The organism is Marinactinospora rubrisoli, from assembly GCF_042664915.1.
Classification (GTDB): domain Bacteria; phylum Actinomycetota; class Actinomycetes; order Streptosporangiales; family Streptosporangiaceae; genus Marinitenerispora; species Marinitenerispora rubrisoli.
Map to the genome: position 1 here is coordinate 107,789 of NZ_JBHTBH010000007.1, position 24,999 is coordinate 132,787.

At 70.3% G+C, this 24,999-nt stretch carries 15 protein-coding genes; 10 read left to right on the top strand and 5 right to left on the bottom strand.

The genetic code is table 11. From position 1 onward, the window contains the following. Positions 1-13: 13 nt before the first annotated feature. A complete protein-coding gene (locus ACFQRF_RS15800) occupies positions 14-1,726 on the bottom strand; it encodes a hypothetical protein (protein ID WP_379871860.1) in 1,713 nt (570 codons plus the stop codon). Positions 1,727-2,170: 444 nt separating this feature from the next. On the opposite strand from ACFQRF_RS15800, the gene ACFQRF_RS15805 reads away from it, so the two are divergent. Both ACFQRF_RS15805 and ACFQRF_RS15810 read left to right on the top strand, forming a co-directional pair. Beyond that, positions 2,171-5,338: an AfsR/SARP family transcriptional regulator gene (locus tag ACFQRF_RS15805; protein WP_379871861.1), complete on the top strand. Its 3,168-nt coding sequence runs from the start codon at positions 2,171-2,173 to the stop codon at positions 5,336-5,338. Positions 5,339-6,026: 688 nt separating this feature from the next. Further along, the gene (locus ACFQRF_RS15810) at positions 6,027-7,955 is read left to right on the top strand and encodes a tetratricopeptide repeat protein (RefSeq protein WP_379871862.1); all 1,929 of its coding nucleotides are present in this window, start codon (positions 6,027-6,029) and stop codon (positions 7,953-7,955) included. Positions 7,956-7,987: 32 nt separating this feature from the next. Here ACFQRF_RS15810 and ACFQRF_RS15815 read toward each other — a convergent pair whose 3' ends face one another. The 3 genes from ACFQRF_RS15815 to ACFQRF_RS15825 all read right to left on the bottom strand — a co-directional run bounded on the left by ACFQRF_RS15815 (position 7,988) and on the right by ACFQRF_RS15825 (position 10,960). Next, positions 7,988-8,926 carry a carbohydrate kinase family protein gene (locus ACFQRF_RS15815; protein WP_379871863.1) on the bottom strand — a complete coding sequence of 313 codons (939 nt, stop codon included), beginning with the start codon at positions 8,924-8,926 and terminating at the stop codon, positions 7,988-7,990. Next, positions 8,923-10,140: a hypothetical protein gene (locus ACFQRF_RS15820; protein WP_379871864.1), complete on the bottom strand. Its 1,218-nt coding sequence runs from the start codon at positions 10,138-10,140 to the stop codon at positions 8,923-8,925. The genes ACFQRF_RS15815 and ACFQRF_RS15820 overlap by 4 nt, the downstream gene beginning before the upstream one ends. A gap of 259 nt (positions 10,141-10,399) precedes the next feature. Further along, entirely contained in the window at positions 10,400-10,960 is a 561-nt protein-coding gene (locus ACFQRF_RS15825; protein ID WP_379871865.1) for a hypothetical protein, read from the bottom strand. 954 nt (positions 10,961-11,914) lie between these two features. Between ACFQRF_RS15825 and ACFQRF_RS15830 the strand changes: the two genes are divergently transcribed. The 8 genes from ACFQRF_RS15830 (at position 11,915) to ACFQRF_RS15865 (ending at position 23,753) form a co-directional block, all read left to right on the top strand. Beyond that, positions 11,915-12,958 (top strand): phosphatidylinositol-specific phospholipase C domain-containing protein, encoded by a 1,044-nt coding sequence (locus ACFQRF_RS15830; protein WP_379871866.1) that lies wholly within the window; start codon positions 11,915-11,917, stop codon positions 12,956-12,958. Positions 12,959-13,204: 246 nt separating this feature from the next. Next, positions 13,205-13,636 carry a Fur family transcriptional regulator gene (locus ACFQRF_RS15835; RefSeq protein WP_379871867.1) on the top strand — a complete coding sequence of 144 codons (432 nt, stop codon included), beginning with the start codon at positions 13,205-13,207 and terminating at the stop codon, positions 13,634-13,636. A 34-nt stretch (positions 13,637-13,670) separates the two neighbouring features. Next, complete coding sequence (gene katG / locus ACFQRF_RS15840; RefSeq protein WP_379871868.1) at positions 13,671-15,902, top strand: catalase/peroxidase HPI; 2,232 nt, start codon at positions 13,671-13,673, stop codon at positions 15,900-15,902. Positions 15,903-16,476: 574 nt separating this feature from the next. Beyond that, on the top strand, positions 16,477-18,231 hold the full coding sequence (locus ACFQRF_RS15845; protein ID WP_379871869.1) for a fatty acyl-AMP ligase: 1,755 nt from the start codon (positions 16,477-16,479) through the stop codon (positions 18,229-18,231). Between the two features lie 1,025 nt (positions 18,232-19,256). Further along, entirely contained in the window at positions 19,257-20,921 is a 1,665-nt protein-coding gene (locus ACFQRF_RS15850) for an FAD-dependent oxidoreductase (protein WP_379872086.1), read from the top strand. A 37-nt stretch (positions 20,922-20,958) separates the two neighbouring features. Beyond that, entirely contained in the window at positions 20,959-21,795 is an 837-nt protein-coding gene (locus ACFQRF_RS15855) for a thioesterase family protein (RefSeq protein ID WP_379871870.1), read from the top strand. Between the two features lie 50 nt (positions 21,796-21,845). Further along, positions 21,846-23,153 carry an aspartate aminotransferase family protein gene (locus ACFQRF_RS15860; protein ID WP_379871871.1) on the top strand — a complete coding sequence of 436 codons (1,308 nt, stop codon included), beginning with the start codon at positions 21,846-21,848 and terminating at the stop codon, positions 23,151-23,153. 222 nt (positions 23,154-23,375) lie between these two features. Continuing rightward, positions 23,376-23,753, top strand: coding sequence for a DUF2255 family protein (locus ACFQRF_RS15865; protein WP_379871872.1), 378 nt, complete (start codon positions 23,376-23,378; stop codon positions 23,751-23,753). 195 nt (positions 23,754-23,948) lie between these two features. Here ACFQRF_RS15865 and ACFQRF_RS15870 read toward each other — a convergent pair whose 3' ends face one another. Next, on the bottom strand, positions 23,949-24,920 hold the full coding sequence (locus tag ACFQRF_RS15870; protein ID WP_379871873.1) for an aldo/keto reductase: 972 nt from the start codon (positions 24,918-24,920) through the stop codon (positions 23,949-23,951). Between the last annotated feature and the right edge of the window lie 79 nt (positions 24,921-24,999).

Here is a 24,999-nt window from a genome sequence, read left to right on the forward strand (position 1 = left end):
CGCGCCACGGCCGTCACGGCGTCGCGCACTCCACGGACACCGGGTGCGGGCCGTCGCCCAGCCCGTCCACGTGCAACAGGTGCTCGCCGGTGACCAGCCGCCTCTCGCGCAGCAGGGTGTACGCCAGGCCGGTCAGCACCGGCAGCGCCAGGGGAGCGGCGGAGCGCAGGCGCACCGTGCGGCCGTCGCGCAGCAGGCAGTCGCACCCTCCCGCCGCCGGGGTCGCGGACAGCAGGGCCCCCGGATACAGGTCGAGCAGCCGCCGTGCGTGTTCCGGAAAGCGGGCTTCGGCGGCTCCGGAGTCGCGGTAGACGACCGAAGCGTTCTCCACGAACCGCTGGTCGGGTTCCGATTCCGCCGCGCAGAGGTGGCGAAGTCCGGCGGGCTCCTCGTCGGCCGGGCGGACGGCGGCGGGATAGCGCACCACGTGCACGCCGCCATCGGCGTCCGACCACGACCGCACCTCGAACGCCCGGGCCGAGCGGGGACGGTCGGGAACCGGGGCATTGGGTGTGCGCCGGCCGGCGCCGTTGTCCGCGGCGGGCAGGCCGAGCAGGTCGTAACACAGATCCGCGAGACGCCGGTTGGATTCACCGACGTGGGCGAACGCCCGGTCCGCGGTGCTCGTGTACCGGCCGGGAACATGCTCGGCCATCGCCTGCTCGATCTGCGGGCGCAGCGCGGCGTGCACGTTCAGGCCGGCGGCGTGCGTGCCGAGATGCGCGATCGCGGTGTCCGCAACGACCTCTTCGGCACCGAAGGCCGCCAGCAGGAGGGGCCGGTCCAGGCCCGCCGCGTACAGGGTCACCGAGCCGTGGTCGCCGAGCACCACGTCGGCGGCGACGAGGGCGGCGGCCCAGCCGTCCTCCGGTGGGATGAGCAGCAGCCCGGCGTCCAGCGCCTCGGCCAGCCAGTGCCGCACCTGCCAGGGGCCGTGCCGGAACCAGATGTTGGGGTGCAGCACCGCGGCCACCCGGTACCCGTCGACGGGCAGCTCCGCGAGCAGCCGTCCCGGCAGCCGCTCGTGCGCGCCGAGGGCCGACCGTTCGCCCCATGTCGAGGTGAGCACCACCAGCCGCTGCCCGGCGGCGAGCCCCAGTGCGTCGCGGTAACGCTCGCGCAGGCGCAGCCCCGCCCGCAGCCGGTCGAACGCCAGATCCCCGATGACCACCGACCGCGCCGCCAGCCGAGCCGACACCGAACGGAGCTGCTCCACCTGGTCCGGGTGGGAGACGACCAGCCGAATGTCTCCGGATTCGCGCGAAGCCTCGCGCACGATCCCGGACACCCGCCGCCCCGTCCCGAGAGAGTCGGGCACCCACTTCTGGAACCCGACTCCGTGCGGCAGGACGATGACCGGGGCGCGGAACGGGGTGAGGTCGACGTTCTCGCTGGCCGTGATGACGAGGTGGTACGTGGTCCGCACGGCCTCCACCCAGCTCACCTGCCGCGTCCGCAAGCGGGCCAGCAGTTCGGCGACGCCGTGGCGGAAGGCGGAGGTGTCATCGAAGCAGAAGTCGAACTCCAGCCGGAAGTCGCCGCGCAGCACGTCCAGCGCCTCGCCGGCACGCACGGCCGAGGTGAACGTCCGCGCGATGACGAGCACCCGCCGCCGATCGGGAAAGGTCGACCACCTGCGCTCGTCCGGGCGCACTTCCTCGCACGCGATTGTGGATGTCCCGCCCTGGTGGGTCCGCGAGTTGGGAGGTTCGGTGGTGGCGCGCATCGTCGCTGACGAATCCTTCGGTGCCTACGGGGTGCCGGGGCTGGTGACAGGCAGCTTAGCCCCCGCGGTTCTGTCAGGGGGGATCCGCGCGCGCCGCGTCCCCCACCTGACAGAACCGCGGGCAATGCAGCGAGGCGGCCACTCGCAGTGAAGCGAGTTGTACGGCTTGGTGATGCTCACTCCTGGTTCTGGGATGTCACCTCGCCCATGTTTCGCATTTGCATGGCGCGTCTGCATGTGCATATTCAATAAATGATCGCCAATATGGGCGGCCAGTTCGGGTCACTCTCCCTGATGTCATCGATCATTCCTTGTCGTTTGGGCAGGTAGTCGTGTCAAGTGTGAATGGTAGGCGTGTGGAGATCTGTTCGAGAGTTTTCTTGGTGGTTTATCTCTTCACTGTGTGCGGAACCTTCAGTTGTGGCGGCGCGCTGGGGAGGAGCGGTGGAGCTTGACGTTCTCGGCCACGTGCGACTGCGTATTCGTGATCAATTCGTGGAATTGCGCCCGAGTCAGGAATTGACGCTGCTGGTGATCCTGGCGCTCTCGGGGAACCAGGCAGTGGCCCATGACGTGATCGCGGATCGCCTGTGGGACGGTGCGAGGGATAAGCGCCGCACCCTCTACAGCTACGCCAGCCGTCTGCGCGGCCTGCTGGAGCAGGCTGGAGGTGATCGGTCGTGTGTCCAACAGCGATCGGGCGGATACCAACTGCGGATCGATGACGAAGCGGTCGACTGGCGGCGGTTTCGGCGGCTCTGCTCGTCGGCTGCGGCACTTACGGAAACCGGTGCGGACACCGACGCGTTGGCGCTGCTCTCGGAAGCCCTTTCGCTCTGGCGAGGCGATCCCCTGGCGGGCGTCCCTGGCTCATGGGCGGGGAGCGTCCGCGAAACGATGGAGAATGCGCACCAGTCCGCGGTGGCGCAATGGGCTCGAATCGGGTTGAGATTGCGCCCGCCGGCGGAGGTGATCGCCGTGCTGGGCGACGCGCTGGAGCGCTACCCGCTGAACCAGGCGTTGACCAGCCTCCTGATGCAGGCGCTCGGACGGGACGGTCGTACGACCGAGGCGCTGGCGGCCTACCAACGTCTGCGGCGCCGACTGGCCGACGAGGCCGGCCTCGATCCCGCGCCCGAGCTCCAGGCGACGTTCGTCGACCTCTTGCGGGGCGGCGATGCGCCGTCACCCCCGCCGTCTACGCCTCCCACCGCGGTTCACTCCGAACGTGGGCCGGCACGGGACAACCTCGAACGGGACCTGGCCGACTTCACCAGTCGTGACGCGGAGGTCGCGGAGGTACTGGCCGCTGTCCGGTCCGCCGCCGCGAGTGCCGCGACCGGGGTTTGCGTGATCAGTGGTATGCCGGGCGTGGGGAAGTCGAGTCTGGCAATCCATGTTGCGCACCGCATCAAGGCAGAATATTCAGATGGATGCCTGTATGTGGGACTACGCGCGCACGCCGGCCGATATCCGCCCCTGAACACAACGGACGCCGTCGCCGAACTGCTGAGCCTGCTTGACGTTCCACCGGAGCGGATCCCCCCGTCTCTGGGACAGCGAATTGCGCTGCTACGGCACTACACAGCAACAAAGCGGATTCTGATCGTGCTGGATGACGCGCTCAACGCCGACCAGGTAGGGGCGTTACTCCCCGGCGGCCCCGACTGCATGGTCCTGGTCACCGCTCGTCGTAGGCTCCACGAACTGGACGGCGCCCATCATCTCTCTCTCGCACCACCAGAGCCGGATAAGGCGCTGGATCTCTTTGCTGCCGTCGCGCGGCGGAGCCGCGGCGAGATCGGGGATGCCGGACCGGCGATCGTCGCCAAGGCGTCGTCGCATCCTCTCGCCCTGCGGCTGGTAGCCGCCAAGCTCCGGACTCATCCGTCGTGGACGGCGGAGGACATTCTGGCCCGCCTGCGTGAAGCCGAGGACGGCCTGAACGTGTTCCGGGCGGGTCAGCGAAGCCTGGAGGCGGTGTTCGAGCTGTCGCTGCGCACACTGTCAGCTCCTGCGCGGACCGCGTTTCTCCAGCTCGGACTGCATCCAGGGGCCCCGGTGGATCGGCGGACGGCGGCGGCCGTAATCGGTCAGCCGCTCGATGCGGCAGACACGGTGTTCGACGAACTCAGCGATGCCCACCTGATCGAGGAACACGAGCGGGATCTCTTCCGCCAGCACGCGTTGCTCAGTGTCTTCGCACACCACCGTGCGCGCGTCGAGCTCACGCACGAGCAACAGCGCAAGGTCCACCAGAGGATGCTGACGCACTACCTTGCCACGTGCGCCACAGCCGATCGGGTGCTTTCCCCGCATCGGCTCCGGTTGGAAATCCCTGCGGATCGTGCTCAGACATCCGGCGAAGTGCCGTCGCAGCAGGAGGCCACCGCGTGGTTCAAACGCCATGCCGGCGTTCTGCCGACAGTACTTCGATTTGCCCTTGATTCCGGGTTTGAGGTCGAGGCGGCGAGGATCACAAACGTCGTCGCGGACTACTATGACCGCGACGGACCATGGGACGTGGCCGTGGAACTCCACCGCCGCGCCATAAGTGTCTGGCATGCGGCCGACCGCCCCGCGGAGTTGGCTTACGCGTTGTACGAACTGGGGCGAGCCCAAGTCCGAATGGGAGCGACTGCTGAGGCGCTTGCCTCTGCTGAGGCCGCTCGCGACTACTGGAGCGCCGCGGAGAACGACCTGGGAGTAGCACACGCGCTCAGTCTTACCGGAAGGGTCCACTGGATTTTCGGGCGGTTCGATCTCGCTCGCGATGTCCACGACGAGGCGCTCGCGCGATTCCGCAGTCTGGGGCACCGGCCGGGAGTGGCGATGGCGCTCAAGCAGCGCGCCGATGTCTTGGTGGGGCAGGGGAATTGCCATCCGGCGATCAGCGACTACTCCGAAGCCATCGTGATCTTCGAGTCCCTGCACGATGTCCGCGGGCTCGCGGACGCAAAGGGAAACCTCGCGGGCACGTACCAAAGACTGGGGAAGTACCGGGACGCCACGGCGCTGTGTGAGGAAATCCTGATTCTGTTCCACGAGCTTGGGGACCGCCGCAGAGAGGGCATCATGCTGGCCAACTTGGCGGACCTCACGGCATATCGAGGGGACAACCGGCGCGCACTGGCGTTGTACGCCGACGCCCTGGCTCGGTGTCGTGAGGTCAGCGATCGATGGGCCGAGGCCGCAACGCTGTGCAACCTGGGACGGCTCCATCTCAACAGCGGTGACATCGAACAGGCGCAAGCCTGTTTTGAGCAGAGTCGCGACCTGTCTGATTCCGTCGGCGACCCCCGAACCAGCGTGGAAGCCGTGCTCGGGCTCGCCGACACGGCGCACCGGCAGGGACGCGTCACGGTAGCCCTCGAGCGCCACCGACATGCGGTCGACACCGCCAGCCAGAGCGGGCTGGAGCATGAGCGAGCGCAGGCTCTCATGGCGCTCGGCCGCGTGCTGCTGCACCACGGCCATCTCGACGGGGCCCGGCGGCACCTTGAGCAGGCTGAAGAGGTACTCACCCGTCTCGATCTTCCTGACAAGGCGCTTATCCGCGCATTGCTCGACACAATCCCCCAAAAGGGAAAAATGTCGAAACGTGAGGGCTAGACCGCAAAGGTCAGGTAGGTGCAACCCATCCGGTATGCTGTGCTTACTCCGGGGGTCGTCGCCGTTCTGGGCGCACTTCTGCCATGTGAGCGCGATCGCGTTTGCCGGTCCTAACGTCGTTGGCAAGGAACTCGTTGCTGAAGTCCGCTCTTGCGTGTCTTGTTGGGCTGCCCGTACTCGGCTGGGTGTGGCTGCATAGCGTCGCGGCCGCTGTCCCGACATCGATCGTCGGCTAGGAGAAGGGGCGAGGAAGGCGGGGCGCGTGTCGACGGAGATCTCCACCTTTCTTGATTTAGCTGCGGAACCGGTTGCTCCTATGCGCGCGGGACGCGCATTTCTGTAGATTTCGTGGTGAGTACCGTCGGCATCTGAGTCGCGTCGGACGCGCTCTGGAGAGAACTTTCCTTTTCTTCCTCCTGACACGTGCAGCATTACCTCGAAACGGGTATAAGGCTCTAGGAATAGGGTCGGCGAGGGAGGTCATCTGGCTATGCATCCCTCATCCGGGGGTGGGCATGCCGGAGAGGGATGGTCGTCGAACCTCCGGGGAAATGTCGTCGGGCATGTCGTACAGGCCGGAAGCGTGCACGGCGGCATTCACGTGCACACTTCTCAGGCTCCTGGACTGCTGAAACAGCTACCACCGGTCACTCCGCACTTCGTGAACCGCCGCCGTGAACTGACCCGTATGGCCGCGTTGGTCGACCGCGCCGAGCGAGACGGCCAGACGGCGCTCATCGTGCTGAGCGGGCTCGCCGGTGTCGGCAAGACCGGACTTGCCATCCGATTTCTCCGCGAACAGTCCGCACGGCTCGAAGGCGGTGAACTTTACGGCGATCTCCGCGGCTTCTCCGCGGAGGGCCCACTGGACCCCGGCGAGATGTTGGACATCTTCCTCCGAGCCCTGGGACTGGAGCCCGCGACCATCCCGCCGGACCTGGCGACGCGTGCGGCCTGGTTCCGGTCCGTAACCGCCGATCGGCGACTCGTGATCCTGCTGGACAACGCCGCGTCGTCGGCCCAGGTGCGCGCGATGCTGCCCGGTGTCGGACGTCATGTCGTGGTGGTGACCTCCCGCGTGCGGCTGGCCGGATTGTCCCTCGACGGTGCGGAGTTCGTTCGGGTGGCGCCGCTGGACCAGACGGACACGGTCGACCTGCTCCAGCGCCTGGTCGGTGCGGGGCGTACCGCTGAGGAACCGGCCGCGACTCGGCGGATCGCGGAGATCTGCGCCGGGCTGCCGATCGCGGTCAACGCCGTCGCCGTGCAGATCGCGGAGCGCACGACGGACCCGCTGGCGGACACGGTTCGCGAGCTGACCGAGCGAACCCGAGGGCTGGCCTCGCTGAGCCCGGACGGAGAGGAGACGCCACCGCTGCGGGCGGCGTTCGACCTGTCCTACGCCGCGCTGGGCGAGGCGCCCGCGCGGCTGTACCGACGGCTTAGCTGGCATCCTGGTCCGGACATCACGCGGTTGGTGCTTCGGGCACTTGGCGACGGCTCAGCCGAGGGTCCCCTCCGGCGACTGATTGCCGCGAGCCTGATCGAGGAGACCGCACCTGGGGTGTTCCGGCTTCATGACCTGATCCGCCGGCATGCTCACGAGAAGGCACAGGAAGAGGAGGACACAATCACCCGTCTCGCTGCGATGGACCATCTTCTCCAGACCTACCGGCGGCAGGCGCTCGCGGCGGATCGCAAACTGCGTCCCTACATCACCCGCTACCGCCGGCCGGCGCCCGAGTTCGAAGGCGTCTTCGGCAACGAGGAAGCGGCCATCGGGTGGTTGGAACGCGAACGCGGCAACCTGGTGAAGCTGACCGAGTACGCGGTGGACCATCGCAGTCCGAGGGAGGCAATCGACATCGCCGAAGGGTTGTGGCCGCTGTACATCCATCGCAGTTACGCCCGGGTGTGGCTGGACGCCGCCTCCGCGGCGTTGCGGGCCGCTCGCAGCATCGACGACGAGTTCACCCAGGCGCGGATCCTGGACCGGATAGGGCAGGTTCACGGCCGGCTGTGCCAGGAGGAGCAGGCACAGGACGCCCTCGACCAGGCAGAGCGGATTTGGGCCCGGCGCGGAGAACGGGGGCGCCTCGCGCAAACCCAGCGGCATCGCGGGTTGCTGGCGCTGGACAACGACCGCGTCGACGCGGCCATCATCCATTTCACGGCCGCGTTGCGGCTCGACGAGGGGCTGAACAGGCCGCACAACACCGCGCTCACCCTGATCGGTCTGGGACGCGCACACAACCGCGCCGCCCGATACCCTCTGGCCCGCCTCCACCTGGAGCGGGCGCTCCGGCTTCTTGAGGAGCCGGATGATCCCCACAACCGCGCCTTGGCGCTCGTCGCTCTCGCGGAGGCCGTGGCCAGCGCGGACCCCCAGGCGGCAACCTCCCGCATCGCGGACGCCATGGCCGAGTTGCGCGCCCGGAACTCGAAAACCGGACAGGCCGCGGCTCTGGAGGGCATGGCGAACATCGCCGCACGCCATGGCCGCACCGATGAGGCACGCGACTGCTACGCCGGTGCGCTGGAGATCCTGGAGCAGTTGGGGGACCGCTTGGGGGTCGAGCGTCTCCGGCGAGCCCGGCAAGCCGTCGGGTCGTGCTAGCCCGCAGGGGGCCAGCACGATCCGGGTGGCCGTCACGACCACCGGCCGACTTCGACTTGGAGAGGATGGCGGTCAGCTAGGGAGCGCAACTCGTCCTGAGTGAGGTGACCGGCCCCCGGGAACCCGGCGCCGATCTTCCAACTGGCATGCAGCACCGCTTGGCCGAGCGCATCGGCCGGGTGACCGCCGGCAAGCCAGCCGTGCAGGAAGGAGGCGAAGAGGGTGTCCCCGGCCCCGACCGTGCTTTGGAGGGGACGAGGCGGCGCGGTGCGGGCACGTACTAGGCTGCCGTCCCGCACGCCGAGGACCGCGCCGTCGGCTCCGCACCCCACCGCCGCGATCAAGCAGCCCGGGTAGGCGGCGAACACCTGCGCGATCCACTCCTCCGCTGAACACGGAAGCCGCTCGTGCGAGCAGAAAAGGATGTCCGCCGCCGCCAGCCAGGGACGGCGCTCCTCCTCGTGGACGTCGGAGATGAGATGCACGTCCACAGCGATCGGCATGTCGAGATCGGTGGCGGGCTCGATCAACGGCCGTGCGAAGGACGCGGTCGTCAGTACCGCCAGGTCCGCTTCCGCGCTCAACCGCCCGAACAGTTCGACGGGATAGTCAACCGCGTTGACGTGTCGGAGCAGCGAGTGTCCTGCGCGCCGTCCGTCCTCCGCGACCAGCGAGACCGCGAGCGACGAACCGGGACCCGTGATCGCCCCCATCCCCAACAGGCCACGGGCACGAAGTTCGGTACGTACGAGCTCGCCCGCCAGGTCGGCGCCGATGATGGTGCACAGCTCCACCTCGTCGCCCAGACGCCGGAGAGCCTGGGCGACGTTGGCCCCCACCCCGGTGACCCCGACCTCCATCCAGTCAGGGAATCGGGTCGGCCCGTCCGTCAGCGGAAAACCGCCCGTCGGCACCGAGACCCCGAGGCTCGCCACCCCTGCCACGACGATCTTCGAGCCTCGCGGATTCATGCTGCCTCCCCCGTCACACCCGCGTCCAGCACAGTGGGAGCGGCAACAGCGTCGAAGCGCGCCGGATCCGGAGGCTCGGGAAGGCCGAGCAGCTCGTACAGGCAGCGCCGCATCCGGCGGGCGAACTCGGTGATGCGTGCGGCTACACCGGCGAGCTGGTCGGCTCGCCACGTGGCGCACACCCGCTCCACGGTTGGCAGAATCGCGCCGTCGGCCGGTAGCGCGCCGGCGCGACGCATCAGTTCGGCCATGGGCGCCGCCGGGTCGACGTCAGCCCTGCCGTCACCGGTGAGGAAGACGGGGCGAGCGAGGCCGGCGGCGTACAGGCACGTGGAGCCGTGGTCGCTGACCACCGCGTCGGCGGCGATCAGCACGCCGCGCCATTCCGCTTCCACCGGCACCACCAACAGCCCTGCGGCCACGGCCTTCTCCAGCCACGACCGCACCTGCCATACCCCGTGGCCGAACCACACGTTGGGGTGGGCCAGTAAAGCCACCCTCCACCGGCTGCCGTGCGCCTCCGCCACCAGCCGAGCAAGCACGTCCGGGCGTGCCCCAAGGAGCGAGGCCGGTCCCCACGTTGAAGCGGCGACCACCAGCCGCTCGCCGTCGTCGACTCCCAGCGCCCGCCGGTAGGCGCCTCGCTTCGGGCAACTGGCCGCCAGTCGGTCGGCGCACGGATCTCCTGCCACCACAACGGCTTCCAGCGCTTCCGGGCACACTCTGGATAGCCGCGACCGCTCCTCCTCATGTGCCAGCACCAAGGCGGCAGGCAGCACGCGGCCATCGCGCACCAGCCACTGCCGACCAAGCGAGTACGTTTCGCGCCGCCCGTCCCGGGAGCCCGTGCGGGCGGCGGACACGAACTTGGTGAATCCCGCGCCATGCGGCAGCAGTACCACAGGGGCGTGCATGTGCTCGATCCCTCCGGTACTCGCCGCGACAATTAGGTCGAAGCGCGTACGCGTCGCTTGTTCCCACGGCAGCACCGCTCCGCCCAGGTTGCTCAGGAACTCCGCCACACCGGCGCTGAACGCGGAGGGCGCGGCAGCGAACACCAACTGCACCCTCAGGTCCCGGCGCAGCAACGCGACCACGTCCAGCAGCCGTTGCCCGCATGCCACCGTGTGCACGAGCACGAGCACCGTGCGGCAGCCTCGCCGCGTCACCCACCTGTCGGCGTCAATTCCGATAGGTACCTCGATCCAGTCCACATCCGCACCTCCGTGCCGTGGGCCGCACCGCCGCGGCCCGCTTGATGCTGATAGTCGGCGGAGGAGTTGGACACACCGCTTGCATTCGGTCGGCAGGGCCTTGCAACCTCTTGGACGCCAGCCTTGCGGGACTCCGTCCATGGCTTGAGTGCTGGCGTTGATCGATCAGGGGAAGCGCGCGGCGTGGCGAAGCCGCGCAACGTGAAACAGCTTCTGCTCATCGAGGGGCACAGCGTCGGGTTGTCCACACAACGCCTGCTCAGCCCGCCGAGATGGGGTCCAGAGCCGGGCCGAAGCTTTCCAGGATCCGGCTCCCGGCCACGTCCGAGATGATGGCCCGCGCCTCGGGAGAGACGCAAAGTTGAGCCACTGCCCGGTGATTCCCCGGATCCGGACAGATGAGGACGGCGAGAACCCGCAGCGAACGTCGAAGTATCGCCAGATTGTCGACCAATGGCAGCACGCTCGCCCAAATCGTGTCCAGGGCGAACCCCGCGACGCAGTGGTTGAGCGCGGCCCACCCGAGTTGTTCATCGGCACCGGGGCCAGCGGACTTCGCATACGTCGGGATCTCTTCGACGGTCCGGTCGGCGACCGCGGCGGCGCCGCACAGCTGGGCCAGCAGTTCGCACCAGAAGTGCCCGGGCAGCGCACGCCGGAGCTCGTCCCTCTGCTCCGTTCCCACATGCGCGTCGAGTTCGGAGATCACCTGCGTGGAGATGACGCGGCCGATCGCGTCCACATCGTCGATCGCGTTGCGATCGCTGGCGAGCCAGTCGACGATGTCGGCCACCGCCGTGCCCATCGCGGCGGCCTTCATCTCCTTCGGCCGAGGCCGTGTCCGCCTCGCCTCGTTCTCTGTTCGATTGGTTCGATTGGTCGCAGAGAACCATCTCCGGTCCACCGCTGAGCGGTACGCGACCCGCCCCTCGTCAGAATCCTGCCGGGCAAGAGCGGTACGACCAGGCCAGCCATGCTGGCTGCCGCCGCATCCGGCGCAAATGCATTTTGGTGACCGCGCGTTCTCGCATGCGCTGGTGTGCGCCACATGACCTCCGTGATTTAACGGCACGGTCTCTCGTACAAGGTTGTCGAGGTCAGAATCAGCGGAGATCACCGCGGGATTCGATTTCATTTCTCTCACCTCGTCGAAGAAATGTGAATTCGAACCAGGACACTGTGGTGCGGCGGCGGGGTGATTTCAGTGTGGCTGGGTGACATCTTGACCGTCTGGTCGATCCCGTGCGCGGAGCGGCGGAAACGCACCCGGTACACTTGCCGGCTTGCCCGATGAAGGCTGTAGGACTTCGCCGTGGATCAGACGGAGCTGTGATTGCGGGCAGTCGACCGTGCTGAGGGCCGCAACCGGCGGCCGCGCGGCGGAGATGTCGTCGGCTCCGATGGGCCAGGCCGGTGAGAACGGTCAGCCTTCCGACAGGCTCGCCCGTCCGGGACGGATGTCGGGAACGGGGGCGAAAAGTTCATCGTTCGTTCCGCGTGGGCGGGTGGGCCCCAGGCAGTTCAGCTGTGGCGCGGGTTTCCCGACGAGAAACACTGGGTGCCACGGGTTCCGTGGGACGCCTGGAAATGGCACGATAAGCAGCCGAACGGTAGCCCTTCGTGCACGCCGATCGCTGTTCCCCGTACGCCCTCCTTTCACGATCCGTTCCCCCTACCTCAGCATCCGGGCTCCCTTCTCCCGTCCCCCGCTTACGTGCGCTCCGCCCGTCCCCATGACGCGGGTGGTCCGCGCCATTCCCCCAAGGAGATCCCCGTGCCCCGTACACTCGCCACCGTCCCCCTGCTCGGCGGCGCCGCAGTGTTCGGTCTGCTGCTGGCTGTCGTGTCCCCGGCCTCCTCCGCCCACGCCGATGCCGGGTCGTTGGCGGCCACCACCTCGGTGGGGCTGCACAACGCCTACGAAAAGTCCATGTACCCCTACTTCGCCGACGCGCTGGACTCCGGTGCGGGGCTCGTGGAGATCGACGTCTGGACCGATGACCTCTTCCGGAACTGGCGGGTCAACCACGAGTTGTTCGGGCAGAGCAATAACTGTGTCGGCGCGACCGACCCGGCCGGGCTGCGCGAAGGGGGGACCGACAAGGATCTGCGTGCCTGTCTCACCGACATGCGCACCTGGCACGACGCCAACCCCGGGCATCGGCCGATCGTGGTGAAGATCGAGATGAAGGACGGCTTCTACGCCAGAGGAGGGCTCGGCCCCGTCGAGTTCGACGCGCTGGTCGATGAGACGCTCGGCGATTCCGTCTACCGTCCGGCCGACCTGCTCGGGGACCATCCCACCCTCGACGCCGCGGCCGTCGCCGGGAACTGGGCCGATCGGGACGACCTCGCGGGGCGGTTCATCATCGAGCTCATACCGGGCACCGTGGAGCGGGACAACCCGATCGACGACCTGTGGACCGACGAAGAGTACGGGCGGCACCTGCGCGACCTGGCCGCGAATGGGGGGATCGACCGGGCGACGGCGTTCCCCGCCGTGCTCGACGCCGAGGCCGGGGATCCCCGGGAGCGGTACGAGGACGAGAGCATCCGGCCGTGGTTCGTCGTGTTCGACGGAGCGGCGACGGCGTACGTGGAGGGCGGCGGCATCGACACCTCCTGGTACGCGGCCAACAACTACCTGCTGGTCATGACCGCGGCGCACGCGGTGGCGCCGGCGATCGACGCCGTCGCGCCGGGCGAGCAGGAGGCGGCCGACCGGGTCGGGCAACTGGCGGCGGCCAACGCGAGCGTGGTGACGAGTGACTGGGCGCGGCTGGACTCCGTGCTGGGGCTGGTGCTGCCCCGCGGCTGACGCCCCGTGGCGGCGTCGGTGGTCTCCGGCGGCCGGCCGCACCGGATCCGGCCGTCACGGCCACAGGCGCCCCCCTCCGGGCGCCATGGCCGTGGCGGCCCGCTGCCGTCCGCCGGGCGGCCCGGTCCGGAAGCGGCGGCCGGGCGGCGGCCCGGTGAGGGCGGGGAGGTGTCCGTAAGGCGAACGTTGGTCCGCGCCCCGCCACTTCTTTTGACTTATTCAAGAAAAACCGTGAGACTCCACGGTATGCCAACGCCCTCGGACTTCGAGCGCATGCTGCGCGAGGTCGCGCTGCGGGTGACCAGCCCCCGGCTGGCGGTGCTCGCCGCCGTGCACGATCATCCGCACGCCGACACCGAGTCGATCATCAGCGTCGTGCGCGCGAATCTCGGTGCGGTGTCCCACCAGGCCGTCTACGACGTGCTCAAGGCGCTGACCACAGCGGGGCTCATCCGCCGCATCCAGCCGCAGGGTTCCGTGGCCCGGTACGAGACGCGGGTGGCGGACAACCACCACCACGTCGTGTGCCGGTCGTGCGACGCCATCGCCGACGTCGACTGCGTCGTCGGCCACGCACCGTGCCTGACCGCGTCGGACGACCACGGCTTCACGATCGACGAGGCCGAGGTCGTCTACTGGGGCCTGTGCCCTGACTGCTCTGACGCACGCAGTTCCTGAAATACCCGTTCCTCCCTGCTCTGGAAGGATGTCCATGTCTGACAGCCACGACGCAGTCGCCGACTCCGCGACGGCGGAGGCCACCGGAGGCTGCCCGGTCGCGCACGACCGCGCCCCCCACCCCACGCAGGGCGGCGGCAACCGCGGCTGGTGGCCGAACCGGCTCAACCTCAAGATCCTGGCCAAGAACCCCGCCGTGGCCGACCCCATGGGCCCGGACTTCGACTACGCGGCGGAGTTCGCGACCCTCGACCTCGACGCCGTGAAGCGGGACATCGCCGAGGTGCTCACCACCTCGCAGGACTGGTGGCCGGCGGACTTCGGCCACTACGGCCCGCTGATGATCCGGATGGCCTGGCACAGCGCCGGCACCTACCGGGTCAGCGACGGCCGCGGCGGCGCCGGGGCCGGCCAGCAGCGGTTCGCGCCGCTCAACAGCTGGCCGGACAACGGCAACCTGGACAAGGCGCGCCGGCTGCTGTGGCCGGTCAAGCAGAAGTACGGCCGCAAGATCTCGTGGGCCGACCTGATGATCCTCACCGGCAACGTGGCGCTGGAGTCGATGGGCTTCAAGACCTTCGGCTTCGCCGGTGGCCGCGTGGACGTCTGGGAGCCCGAGGAGGACGTGTACTGGGGCCCCGAGACCGGCTGGCTCGACGACCGGCGTTACTCGGGTGACCGGGACCTGGAGAAGCCGCTGGCCGCGGTCCAGATGGGTCTCATCTACGTCAACCCGGAGGGCCCCAACGGCAACCCGGACCCCCTGGCCGCCGCCCGCGATATCCGCGAGACCTTCGGCCGCATGGCGATGAACGACGAGGAGACGGTCGCGCTGATCGCCGGCGGTCACACCTTCGGCAAGACCCACGGTGCGGCCCCGGACAGCCACCTCGGCCCCGAGCCCGAGGCCGCCCCGCTGGAGGCCCAGGGGCTGGGCTGGCAGAACAGCCACGGCACCGGTAAGGGCGCCGACGCCATCACCAGCGGCCTGGAGGTCACCTGGACCAGCACGCCCACGCAGTGGAGCAACGGCTTCTTCCAGAACCTGTTCGGCTACGAGTGGGAGCTGACCAAGAGCCCGGCGGGCGCGCACCAGTGGAAGCCGAAGGACGGTGCCGGCGAGGGCACCGTTCCCGACGCGCACGACCCGTCGAAGAAGCACGCCCCGACCATGCTCACCACCGACCTGGCGCTCCGGTTCGACCCGGTCTACGAGCAGATCTCGCGGCGGTTCCTGGAGAACCCCGACGAGTTCGCGGACGCGTTCGCCCGCGCGTGGTTCAAGCTGACCCACCGCGACATGGGCCCGGCCGTGCGCTACCTCGGCCCCGAGGTGCCCTCCGAGGAACTGCTCTGGCAGGACCCGATCCCCACCCCGGACCACGAGCTGATCGGGGCGGAGGAGATCGCGGACCTGAAGGCACGGATCCGTGACTCGGGCCTGACCGTCGCGCAGCTGGTCTCGACGGCGTGGGCGGCGGCCTCGACGTTCCGGGGCAGCGACAAGCGCGGTGGCGCCAACGGCGGCCGCATCCGTCTGGAGCCGCAGATCTCCTGGGAGGTCAACGAGCCCGAGAAGCTCACGCCCGTGCTCCACACCCTCGAAGGCGTCCAGCGGTCCTTCAACGCCGCCCGGAGCGACGGCAAGCAGGTCTCCTTCGCCGACGTGGTGGTGCTCGCCGGGTGCGTGGGCGTCGAGCAGGCGGCCAAGGCCGCCGGCCACGACATCGAGGTGCCGTTCACCCCGGGGCGCGGCGACGCCTCCCAGGACAAGACCGACGTCGAGTCCTTCTCCCACCTGGAGCCCTCCGCGGACGGGTTCCGCAACTACCTCGGCAAGGGCAACCGCATCCCGGCGGAGTACCTGCTCATCGACCGGGCCAACCTGCTCACCCTGAGCGCCCCGGAGATGACGGTCCTCGTCGGCGGCCTGCGGGTTCTGGGGGCGAACTTCCAGGCTTCGGATCAGGGCGTGTTCACCCGGACGCCGGGCACGCTCACGAACGACTTCTTCGTAAACCTGCTCGACCTGGGCAACACGTGGCGGCCGGTCGACGAGGACGCCGAGTCCTTCGAGTGCCGCAACGACGCCACGGGCGAGCTGCTGTGGACGGGCAGCCGTGTCGACCTCCTTTTCGGGTCGAACTCCGAGCTGCGCGCGATCGCGGAGGTGTACGCGGCCGACGACGCGAAGGAGAAGTTCGTGACCGACTTCGTCGCGGCGTGGACCAAGGTGATGAACCTCGACCGGTTCGACCTCGCCTGATCCGCTTCCCGGGCATCGGTGCCCGAGCGACCGGCCCGGCCGTCATGGCCGGGCCGGTCCGCGTTTTCGCGGCCATCTGCACGGTGCCGCGACACCGTGGATCCGGTTCCGACGGTGCCCGGGTTCCGGACGGCCCCGGTCGCCCGGATGTGCCGGCCCGCAATCCGCGCGGGGATGTGGCCCCGGTGGTATTTCCGCCCGTCAAGCCATGGCGCACCGTGGCCCGGAATGCGGTGTGGTGTACGTCATCGCGAATGTGATGGGAATTCCGGTGCCCCCGCCGGCTTCCATCGCCGTGACAATTCCCGGAAAGAACCGCAGGTTGCCGCGGTGGCCGAAAGGCCGTCGCGCGGTCGGTGACCGCTTCGATAAGGTTCATCGCCGTTTTCCCGGGATCCGATAGGGTGACCGGAAATTCTCCGGTGAACGGTCGGGGCGCGCCGGCGAGCCTCACGCGATTTCGGGCTTCTCTCGCGGCCCACCCCGGTCTCGGGAATCCGGCACATCGCTGAGAGGGAGATCCTTGGCCGACATCAGCGCCGGCGCTCCGCACGCCGCTATCAGGGAACGATCCGTGCCGACCCGTTTTCGGGAACTGCACGAACGCGTCCCCGGCCGCGAGCTCTTCGTCTTCACCGACGACGACGGCAACGACGTCGAGACGATGACGGTGCGCCGCCTGGCCGGCGACGCGGAGCGGATCCGGGCCGGTCTCGTGCGACGCGGACTCACGCCCGGCGACCGGGTGATCCTGCTCTATCTGCCCTCGCTCGACTTCGTCAGCGCGTTCCTGGGCTGCCAGGCCGCCGGGCTCGTCCCGGTCCCCGTCGCGCCGCCGAACCCGTTCCGGCCGGGGCACGACATCGGAGTGTTCGCCGCCATCGCCGCGAGCTCAGGGGCCCGGCTGGTGCTCACCCACAGCCCCTACCGCGAGTTGGCCGAGGCGGGCGCCCGCGCCAAGCCGTCCGCGCCCGGCGCTCCCACCTGGCCCGATGTGCCGTGGGAGGAGACCGACCGCCCCGGTTCCGCGCCCGACGCCGCACCCGGCCTGCGGGACTGGCACGAGCCCACCGACCTGGACGCCCCCGCGTTCCTGCAGTACACCTCCGGGTCGACCGGAAGCCCCAAGGGGGTGATCGTCAGCCACCGCAACATCCACCACGAGCTCGACTCCATCGCCCGGGACCTGAAGCTGGGCGACGACACCGTCGCGGTGACCTGGGTCCCGCACTTCCACGACCTCGGCCTCATCAGCTTCCTCCTCAACACCCTCGTTGGGCACTCGGCCCGCACGCACGTGCTGTCCCCGCTGAGCTTCCTGCGGCGTCCCGCCGTGTGGTTCGACGTCGCGTCCCGGGTGCGCGCGACGCACACCGCGGCGCCCAACTTCGCGTTCGACCTCGTCGCGCGCAAGACCACCCCGGCCCAGCGCGCCGAGTGGGACCTCTCGTCACTGCGCGTGGTGGGCTCCTCCGGCGAACTGATCCGCCCGGCCACCGTCGAACGGTTCCTGGACGCCTTCGCCGCGGCCCGGTTCCCCGCCGGAGCCTTCTACCCCACCTACGGCCTGGCCGAGCACACCCTCAGCCTCACGATGGGCGGCAGCGGCCCGCTGCGGGTGGACGCCGACGCCATCCGGCTGGGCCGCGCCGTGCCCATCGGTGACGACCCGGCGCGGCCGGCCGCCGTCTACTACGGCTGCGGCACCATCAGCAAACCCGGCGCGAGCCTGCGCGTGGTCGACCCCGAGACCCGGCGCCCGTGCGAACCGGGCGAGGTCGGCGAGATCTGGGTCGACTCGGTGACCAAGGCCCGCGGCTACTGGGGCCTGCCGGAGCAGACGAGCGAGGTCTTCGGGGCACGGGTCGCCGACGGCGACCCCCGCGACTACCTGCGCACCGGCGACCTCGGCTTCCTGCACGACGGCGAACTGTTCGTCACCGGGCGGCTCAAGGACATGATCATCATCCGCGGCCACAACTACTACCCGCAGGACATCGAGGACAGCGTCCGCGGCTGCCACCCCCTGGTCCGCAGCGGCGGCGTCGCGGCCTTCTCGGTGCCCGCCGAGGAGACCGACCCGGCGGGCGAACGGCTGGTGGTCCTGGTGGAGACCGGCGACGAGCCCACGGAGGAGGACCGGACCGCGATCGTGCGTGCGGTCCGCAGGGCGGTGGCCGACGCCCACGGCATCACCTGCGACGACGTGGTCGTGGGCCGTCGCGGCCTGGTCCTGAAGACCACCAGCGGGAAGATCCGCCGCAGCGCCTGCCAGGCCGCCTACCTGGAGACCGCGTCCGGCCCCGGCCCGGTGGCGGTGCAGCGGTGAGCGGACGCCTCGCGGTCGCGGGCCTGCGTTTCTCGGCCGGCCACGACGACCCCGCCCTGGACGCCTACGACTCCGAGTTCGCGGCGCTGCTGAGACGCTTCGAGGTGATGGCGCAGGCGTCGCACCGCACCCGCCGCCGCTTCTTCCACGCCGACGGCGCGGCGGTGCGCGGCGCGGCCACGTTCGTCGCGCACCCCGGCCCCGCGCCGCACCCGTTCTTCACCCCGGGCCGCAGTGTGCCGGTGTTCGCCCGCTACAGCAGCGGTGAGCGGGCCGATGAGGTCCTGCCCGCGACCCGGGGCGTGTCGCTGCTGTTCCTGGATCCCGCGCACCCCGCGGACCCCGGCCGCTCCCCGTTCAACCTGACCCTGAACACCGGGCGCCGCCTGTTCGCGCGTGACGCCGCCATGTTCCACCGGTTCACCTTCGGCACCGACGCCGACAAGGAGGAGCTGGCCCGCGAGCACCCCCACGTGCGCGACGCCGTGTGGGAGCAGGTCCGCGAGCCCGTCGACTACCTCCGCTACCACTACCACTCACAGGTGCCGCGCCTCTACGCCGACGGCACCGGACGGCCGTGGCTGGTCCGCTACCGGATCGTCCCCTCCGAGGACGCGCCGGATTGCGGCCGGCACGACCCCGGCGGCCTCCGCTTCCCCGTCGCACCGCCCGGCACCCCGGCGCGGGCGGCCGGCGACGACCGGCCGCCGACCCTGCTCGGCGACGCGCTGCGCGCGCAGGTCGCCGCGGGCGCGGCAACCGCCCTCCTCCAGGTGCAACTGCACCCCCTGGGCGAGGACGCCGACGCGAACCGCGCCGCGCTCGACCCCTCGGCGCTGTGGCCCGGCCACGAACACCCCTACCGCACCATCGCCGAACTGCGCTTCGACGCCCCGCTCGATCACGCGGTCGCCGAAGGGCTGCTGTTCGACCCGGCCCGCGCGCCCGAGGGCCTCGGCATCGCGCTCGCCGGCTCGCCCACCGAGCCCGCCTCGGTCAACCACGTGCGCGCCCTCGTCTACCGGATGGCGCACGGCGCCCGGACCGGCGCGGCAACCCCGGCGCCGGGTCCGGCGGCCGTTCCGGGCGGCCCGGATCGGCGGCTCACGGTGTGCGTGATCGGGGCCGGCGCCGCCGGGCTCACGGTGGCGCACGAGCTCGACCGGCTGAACCACCGCACCGTGGTCCTGGAGAGCGAGCCCGAGGTGGGCGGCAAGTCCGCCTCCATCCACGTGGACGGCCGCGCCTACGACCTGGGCGCCCACATCTGCACCCCCCAGTACGCGGAGCTGGTCCGGCTCGCCGCAGAACTCGGTGTCGACACCGAGGACGCCACACCATCGCGGGTCCACGACACCGGCGGCACGACGCCCCGCATCCCCGACCCCGCGTTCTTCCGGCCCGAGGCGTTCGCGCGCTACGCCCGCCTGCGAGCCGAGCGCTTCCCCCGCATCGACCGTCCGGGGCTGGCCCACTCGGCCAGGGAACTGGCCGTCCCCGTGGCGGAGTGGCTGCGCGGCAACGGACTGGACGACATGGCCGCGTCGCTGGGCGACGGCTACACCGCGTCGGGATACGGCCACCTGCGCGGCGACCTGCCCGCGCTGTACTTCGTCAAGTACGCCGAGATGACGGGCCTGTTCTCCACCCGGCGGCAACTGGCCGGGCACGCCGGCACCTTCACCGTCCGCGACGGCTTCGCGCGGCTGTGGCGGCGGGTCGCGGACGCCCTGCCGGACGTGCGGACGGGCGTCCGGATCGAGTCGGTCGAACGCACCGGGCAGGGCGTGACGGTGCGCACCAGCGGTGGGACCGTGCACGCCGACGCGCTGGTCGTCACCCCGTCCCCGGACCGGGTGGCCCATCTGCTCGACGCCACGGCGGAGGAACGCGACATCGCCGCGCGGATCCGCACCGTGGACTACTACACCGTGGTGTGCCGGATCTCGGGGCTGTTCCGGGAGGGCTTCTACCTCGCGAGCGAGCACACCGCCGCCGCCGCGGAGCCCGGGCACTGCGTCGCCTACCACCATCGCTACGCCGACAGCGACGTCTACACCTGCTATCTCTACGGCGCCGACGGCCTCGACCACACGAACGTGGGCGCCCGGCTCGGCGAGGACGTCGCCCGCATGGGCGGGCGGGTCGAGGAGGTGCTGCTGGTCCGGCGGTGGCCGTTCATGCCGCACTTCTCCAGCGCCGACCTGGCCGCGGGCGTCCTCGACCGCGTCGAGAACCTGCAGGGCCGCAACCGGACCTACTACGCGGGCGGCCTGCTCGGCTACGAGCTGATCGAGACGACCGTCGCCTACTCCCGGGACCTGGTGGGCCGCTTCTTCTCCGCCGGCCCTGACGGCGCCGGGACCGGTCCGGTCCCGGCCGGCGAAGTGGACACCGCCGAGGCGACGCGGCCGGCCGCGGCTCCGGACTCCGTCGAGATCCTGGAGTGGCTGCTGAAGCGGATCGCCGCGGAGACGGGGGAGTCCGTCGACCCGCACGCGCCGCTCGACGACTACCTGATGGACTCGCTGGCCGTCGCGGAGGTGCAGGGGCAGCTCTCCGAATGGCTGGGCTTCCGGGTGTCGCCCACGCTGCTGCTGGAGCTGCCCACCGCCGACGCGGTGGCACGGCACCTCGCGGGCCTGCTGGGCGAGTCGCAGCCCGCGCCGCCCGGGCAGGCCCTCCGCTGAGCGGAGCTTCGACCCGACCGTTCGAGAAGGGAGCCCCATGGCAGATTTCACGACGGCGACGGAGGTGCGCCCGCGCGGCACGGCCGGCGCGGCACGGGCATTCGACGTCACCCTGGACGCGCAGTGGACCGTCAGCGGCAAACCCCACGGCGGCTACCTGCTCGCCGTCCTCGGCCGCGCCGCGGCCGAGGTCGCGAACGGGCGCCCGCACCCGCTCGCGGTGAGCGCGTCCTTCGTGGAGCCCGCCGCACCGGGCGAGGCCGTCGCCGAGATCGAGACGCTGCGGGAGGGACGCGGAACGACCCAGCTACGGGCCCGGCTGCTCCAGGACGAGCGGGTGAAGGCCGAGTGCCTGCTCACCCAGGGGCTGCTGGACGACCGGGACACGTGGTGGTCCACGGAAACGCCGGAGCCGATCCCCGCCGAGGAGGACTGTTTCCTCGCCCCACCGGAGGTCCCGGAGCTGGGCCTCAGCGCCCCTTTCCTGGCGGAGATCGAGCACCGCCTGGACCCCGCGCTTCTCGGGTTCACGGTGGGGCGGCCGTCGGGCCAGGGGCTGGTCCGGGGCTGGCAGCGCAGGGCCGGCGGCCTGAGCTGGGACCCGCTCAGCGTGTTGGTCGCCCTCGACGTGATCCCTTCGGCCACCCTGGATCTGGGCATCTCGGGCTGGGCGCCGACCATCCAGTTCAGCGCCTATCTGCGGCGGCTCCCCGCCTCGGGGCCCCTGCAGACGCGCCTGCGCGCCAACACGGTGGGCTCGGGCAGCATCGACCTGACCGCGCACCTCTGGGACGACAAGGGGCGGCTGGTCGCCCAGGCCTCCCAGATCGCGGCCGTGCGGATCCCCGACGGCGCCGCGCCCGGGAGCCGGTGAGCCACGAAGGACGGCCCGGAACCACGCCACGGCACCGAGACGGAGTTGAGATGGACCAGAGGTTCTGGCAGGACGCCGCCGCCCATCTGATCAGATACGGGGGCGACTTCACCCCGCGGATCATCGAGCGTGCCGCCGGCTCCTACGTTTACGACGCCGACGGGAAAGCGATCCTCGACTTCACCTCCGGGCAGATGAGCGCGCTGCTCGGGCACGCGCATCCGGACGTCGTCCGGGCGGTCACCGAAGCCGCGGGCACCCTCGACCACCTCTACTCCGGGATGCTGAGCCGGCCGGTGGTCGAACTCGCGCGGCGGCTCGCCGAGTCCCTGCCGGCCCCGCTGAGCCGGATGATGCTGCTCAGCACCGGGGCGGAGTCGAACGAGGCCGCCATCAAGATGGCCAAGCTGTACACCGGCAACTACGAGATCGTCGCCTTCGACCGCTCGTGGCACGGCATGACCTCCGGCGCGGCGGCTGCCACCTTCTCGGCGGGCCGGCGCGGCTACGGGCCCCCGGTGCCCGGCAACCTCACCCTCCCCACCCCCGACGCCTACCGGTCGCCGTTCCGGCACGCGGACGGCTCCTACGATTGGGAGGCCGAACTCGACTACGGGTTCCGGCTGGTCGACCGGCAGTCCTCCGGCGGCCTCGCGGCGTGCGTCGTGGAGCCGATCCTGTCCTCCGGCGGGATCATCGAGCTCCCCGAGGGCTACCTCGCCCGCCTGAAGGAGCACTGCGCGGCGCGGGGGATGCTGCTGATCCTGGACGAGGCGCAGACCGGCCTGGGACGCACCGGAACCATGTACGCCTTCGAGCGCGACGGTGTCGTCCCGGACCTGCTCACCCTCTCGAAGACCCTCGGAGCCGGTCTGCCCGTCGCCGCGGTACTGACGTCGGCCGAGATCGAGCAGACCTGCCACGACCGAGGCTTCCTCTTCTTCACGACCCACGTCTCCGACCCGCTCGCGGCCTCGGCGGCCCTGGCCGTACTGGACGTCCTGGAGCGGGACGGCCTGGTGCAGCGGGCGAGGTCGCTCGGGAAGGAGCTGACCGAGCGCCTGCTGGAGCTGCGCGACCGATTCGAGGTCGTCGGCGACGTGCGTGGGCGCGGTCTCCTCCAGGGGATCGAGCTGGTCACGGACAAGGAGACCAGAACACCCGCGGACCGGCTCGGCCGGGCGGTGACCACCGCGTGCCTGGAACGGGGCCTGCACGTCAACATCGTGCAGCTGCCCGGCATGGGCGGCATCTTCCGCATCGCGCCGCCGCTGACGATCGAGTCGGCCGACCTGCATGCCGGGGTGGACATCATCGAGGCGGCGTTGCGCGACGTGCTGTCGTCGAAGGGGGCGTGAACCGAGCCGCCGGCCGTGGGTACCGGCCTCCTGCGGGCGAGGCCGGGCCGCCCACCGAGGTCCCCGACATGGTGCTCCGGCAACCGACGGACGCGCCGGTACGCGTCGCGCGCGCCTGTGTCCGCGGTCCTGCCCCGTGCCCTTCCGCTACCCCCTGCCGGTGTGAGCGCGGGGCCGGACCGGGTAGCCGAGGTCAGAGGCAGCACGGGAGGAGACGCACCGATGACGAAGTGGACCGACGATGAGCTCGCCGGCATCGCCGCCGCGGAGGAGCTGCGCATCGCGCCACAGCGCCGCGACGGCACGCCGCGCCGGCCGGTGACGATATGGGTGGTTCGGCAGGGCGATGACCTCTACGTCCGCTCCTACCGCGGGCCGGAGGGATCCTGGTTCCGCAGCGCCCGCGCGAGCGGGCAGGGCCACATCGAGGCGGGCGGGGTGGACAAGGACGTCAACTTCGTCGAGGAGACCGATCTCGCCATCAACGGGGCGATCGACGACGCGTACCGCACCAAGTACCGCCGCTACCTCGACAGCTACGTGCCCCCGATGCTGGCCGAAGGAGCGCGGGCCACGACGCTCAGACTCCAGCCGCGCTGAGACCGCGCCCGGCCACGGGAGGGGAGCCGGGCTCGGCCGTTCCACGGCGGGCGAAAGGCCCGGTCCCACGGCACCGGGATGTACCTGCCGCGCGCTTTCCCGCTCTCGGGCGGAGCGTGCCGCCGTGCCGCGGCGTCGCGATCTCTCGTCGGCCCGATCCGCCGATGCCGCCGAGTTCGCTGCTCGTCCAGGCGGTCACCGGTCGATCATCCGCATCTGGGCCTCGTTGTGGTGGTCGCCCGCGGGCGGCGGCAGGTCGTCGAGCTTCGCGATCTGCTCCGGGGTGAGTTCGATGCCGTCGGCGGCGATGTTCTCCTCGACCCGGGACACGCGCTTGGTCCCGGGGATCGGGGCGATGTCGTCCCCCTTGGCCAGCAGCCAGGCGAGAGCGACCTGGGCCGGGGTGGCACCGGCCTCGGCGGCGACGGCCGCCACCTCGTCGGCGATGCGCTGGTTGCGCCGGAAGTTCTCGCCCATGAACCTGGGGCTGGTCTTGCGCCAGTCGTCATCGTCGAGATCGTCGATCGACCGGAGCCGCCCGGTGAGGAAGCCGTGCCCGAGCGGGGAGTAGGGCACGAACCCGATGCCCAGCTCGCGCAGGGTGTCAAGGATGCCGTCTTCGGGGTCACGGGTCCACAGCGAGTACTCCGACTGCAGCGCGGTGATCGGGTGCACCGCGTGGGCGCGGCGGATCGTGGCCACTCCGGCTTCGGACAGCCCGATGTGCCGGATCTTGCCCTCGCTCACCAGGTCGGCGAGCGCGCCGATGGTGTCCTCGATCGGGGTGTCGCGGTCGACGCGGTGCTGGTAGTAGAGGTCGATGTGGTCGGTGTCCAGGCGCCGGAGCGAGCCCTCCACCGCTTTCCGGATGCCGGCCGGGCTGGAGTCGAGGCCGGAGCGGCCGGTGTGGGAGATGAATCCGAATTTCGTGGCCAGCACCACCTCGTCCCGGCGGCCCTTCAACGCCCGGCCGACCAGCTCCTCATTGGTGTAGGGCCCGTAGACCTCGGCGGTGTCGAGGAACGTGACACCGAGGTCGAGGGCGCGGTGGATGGTGCGGATCGATTCCTTGTCGTCCGCCCCCGCACCGGTGTAGGCGAACGACATCCCCATCGTGCCCAGCCCGATGCGGGAGACGTCCAGATCCCTGAGTCGGACGTGCTTCACCACGTGCTCCTTCGTGTTCCGAGTTGCCGCTCGTGCACGATCGATGAAACCGCCGATGACGGCCGGGTGGCAGGGACCG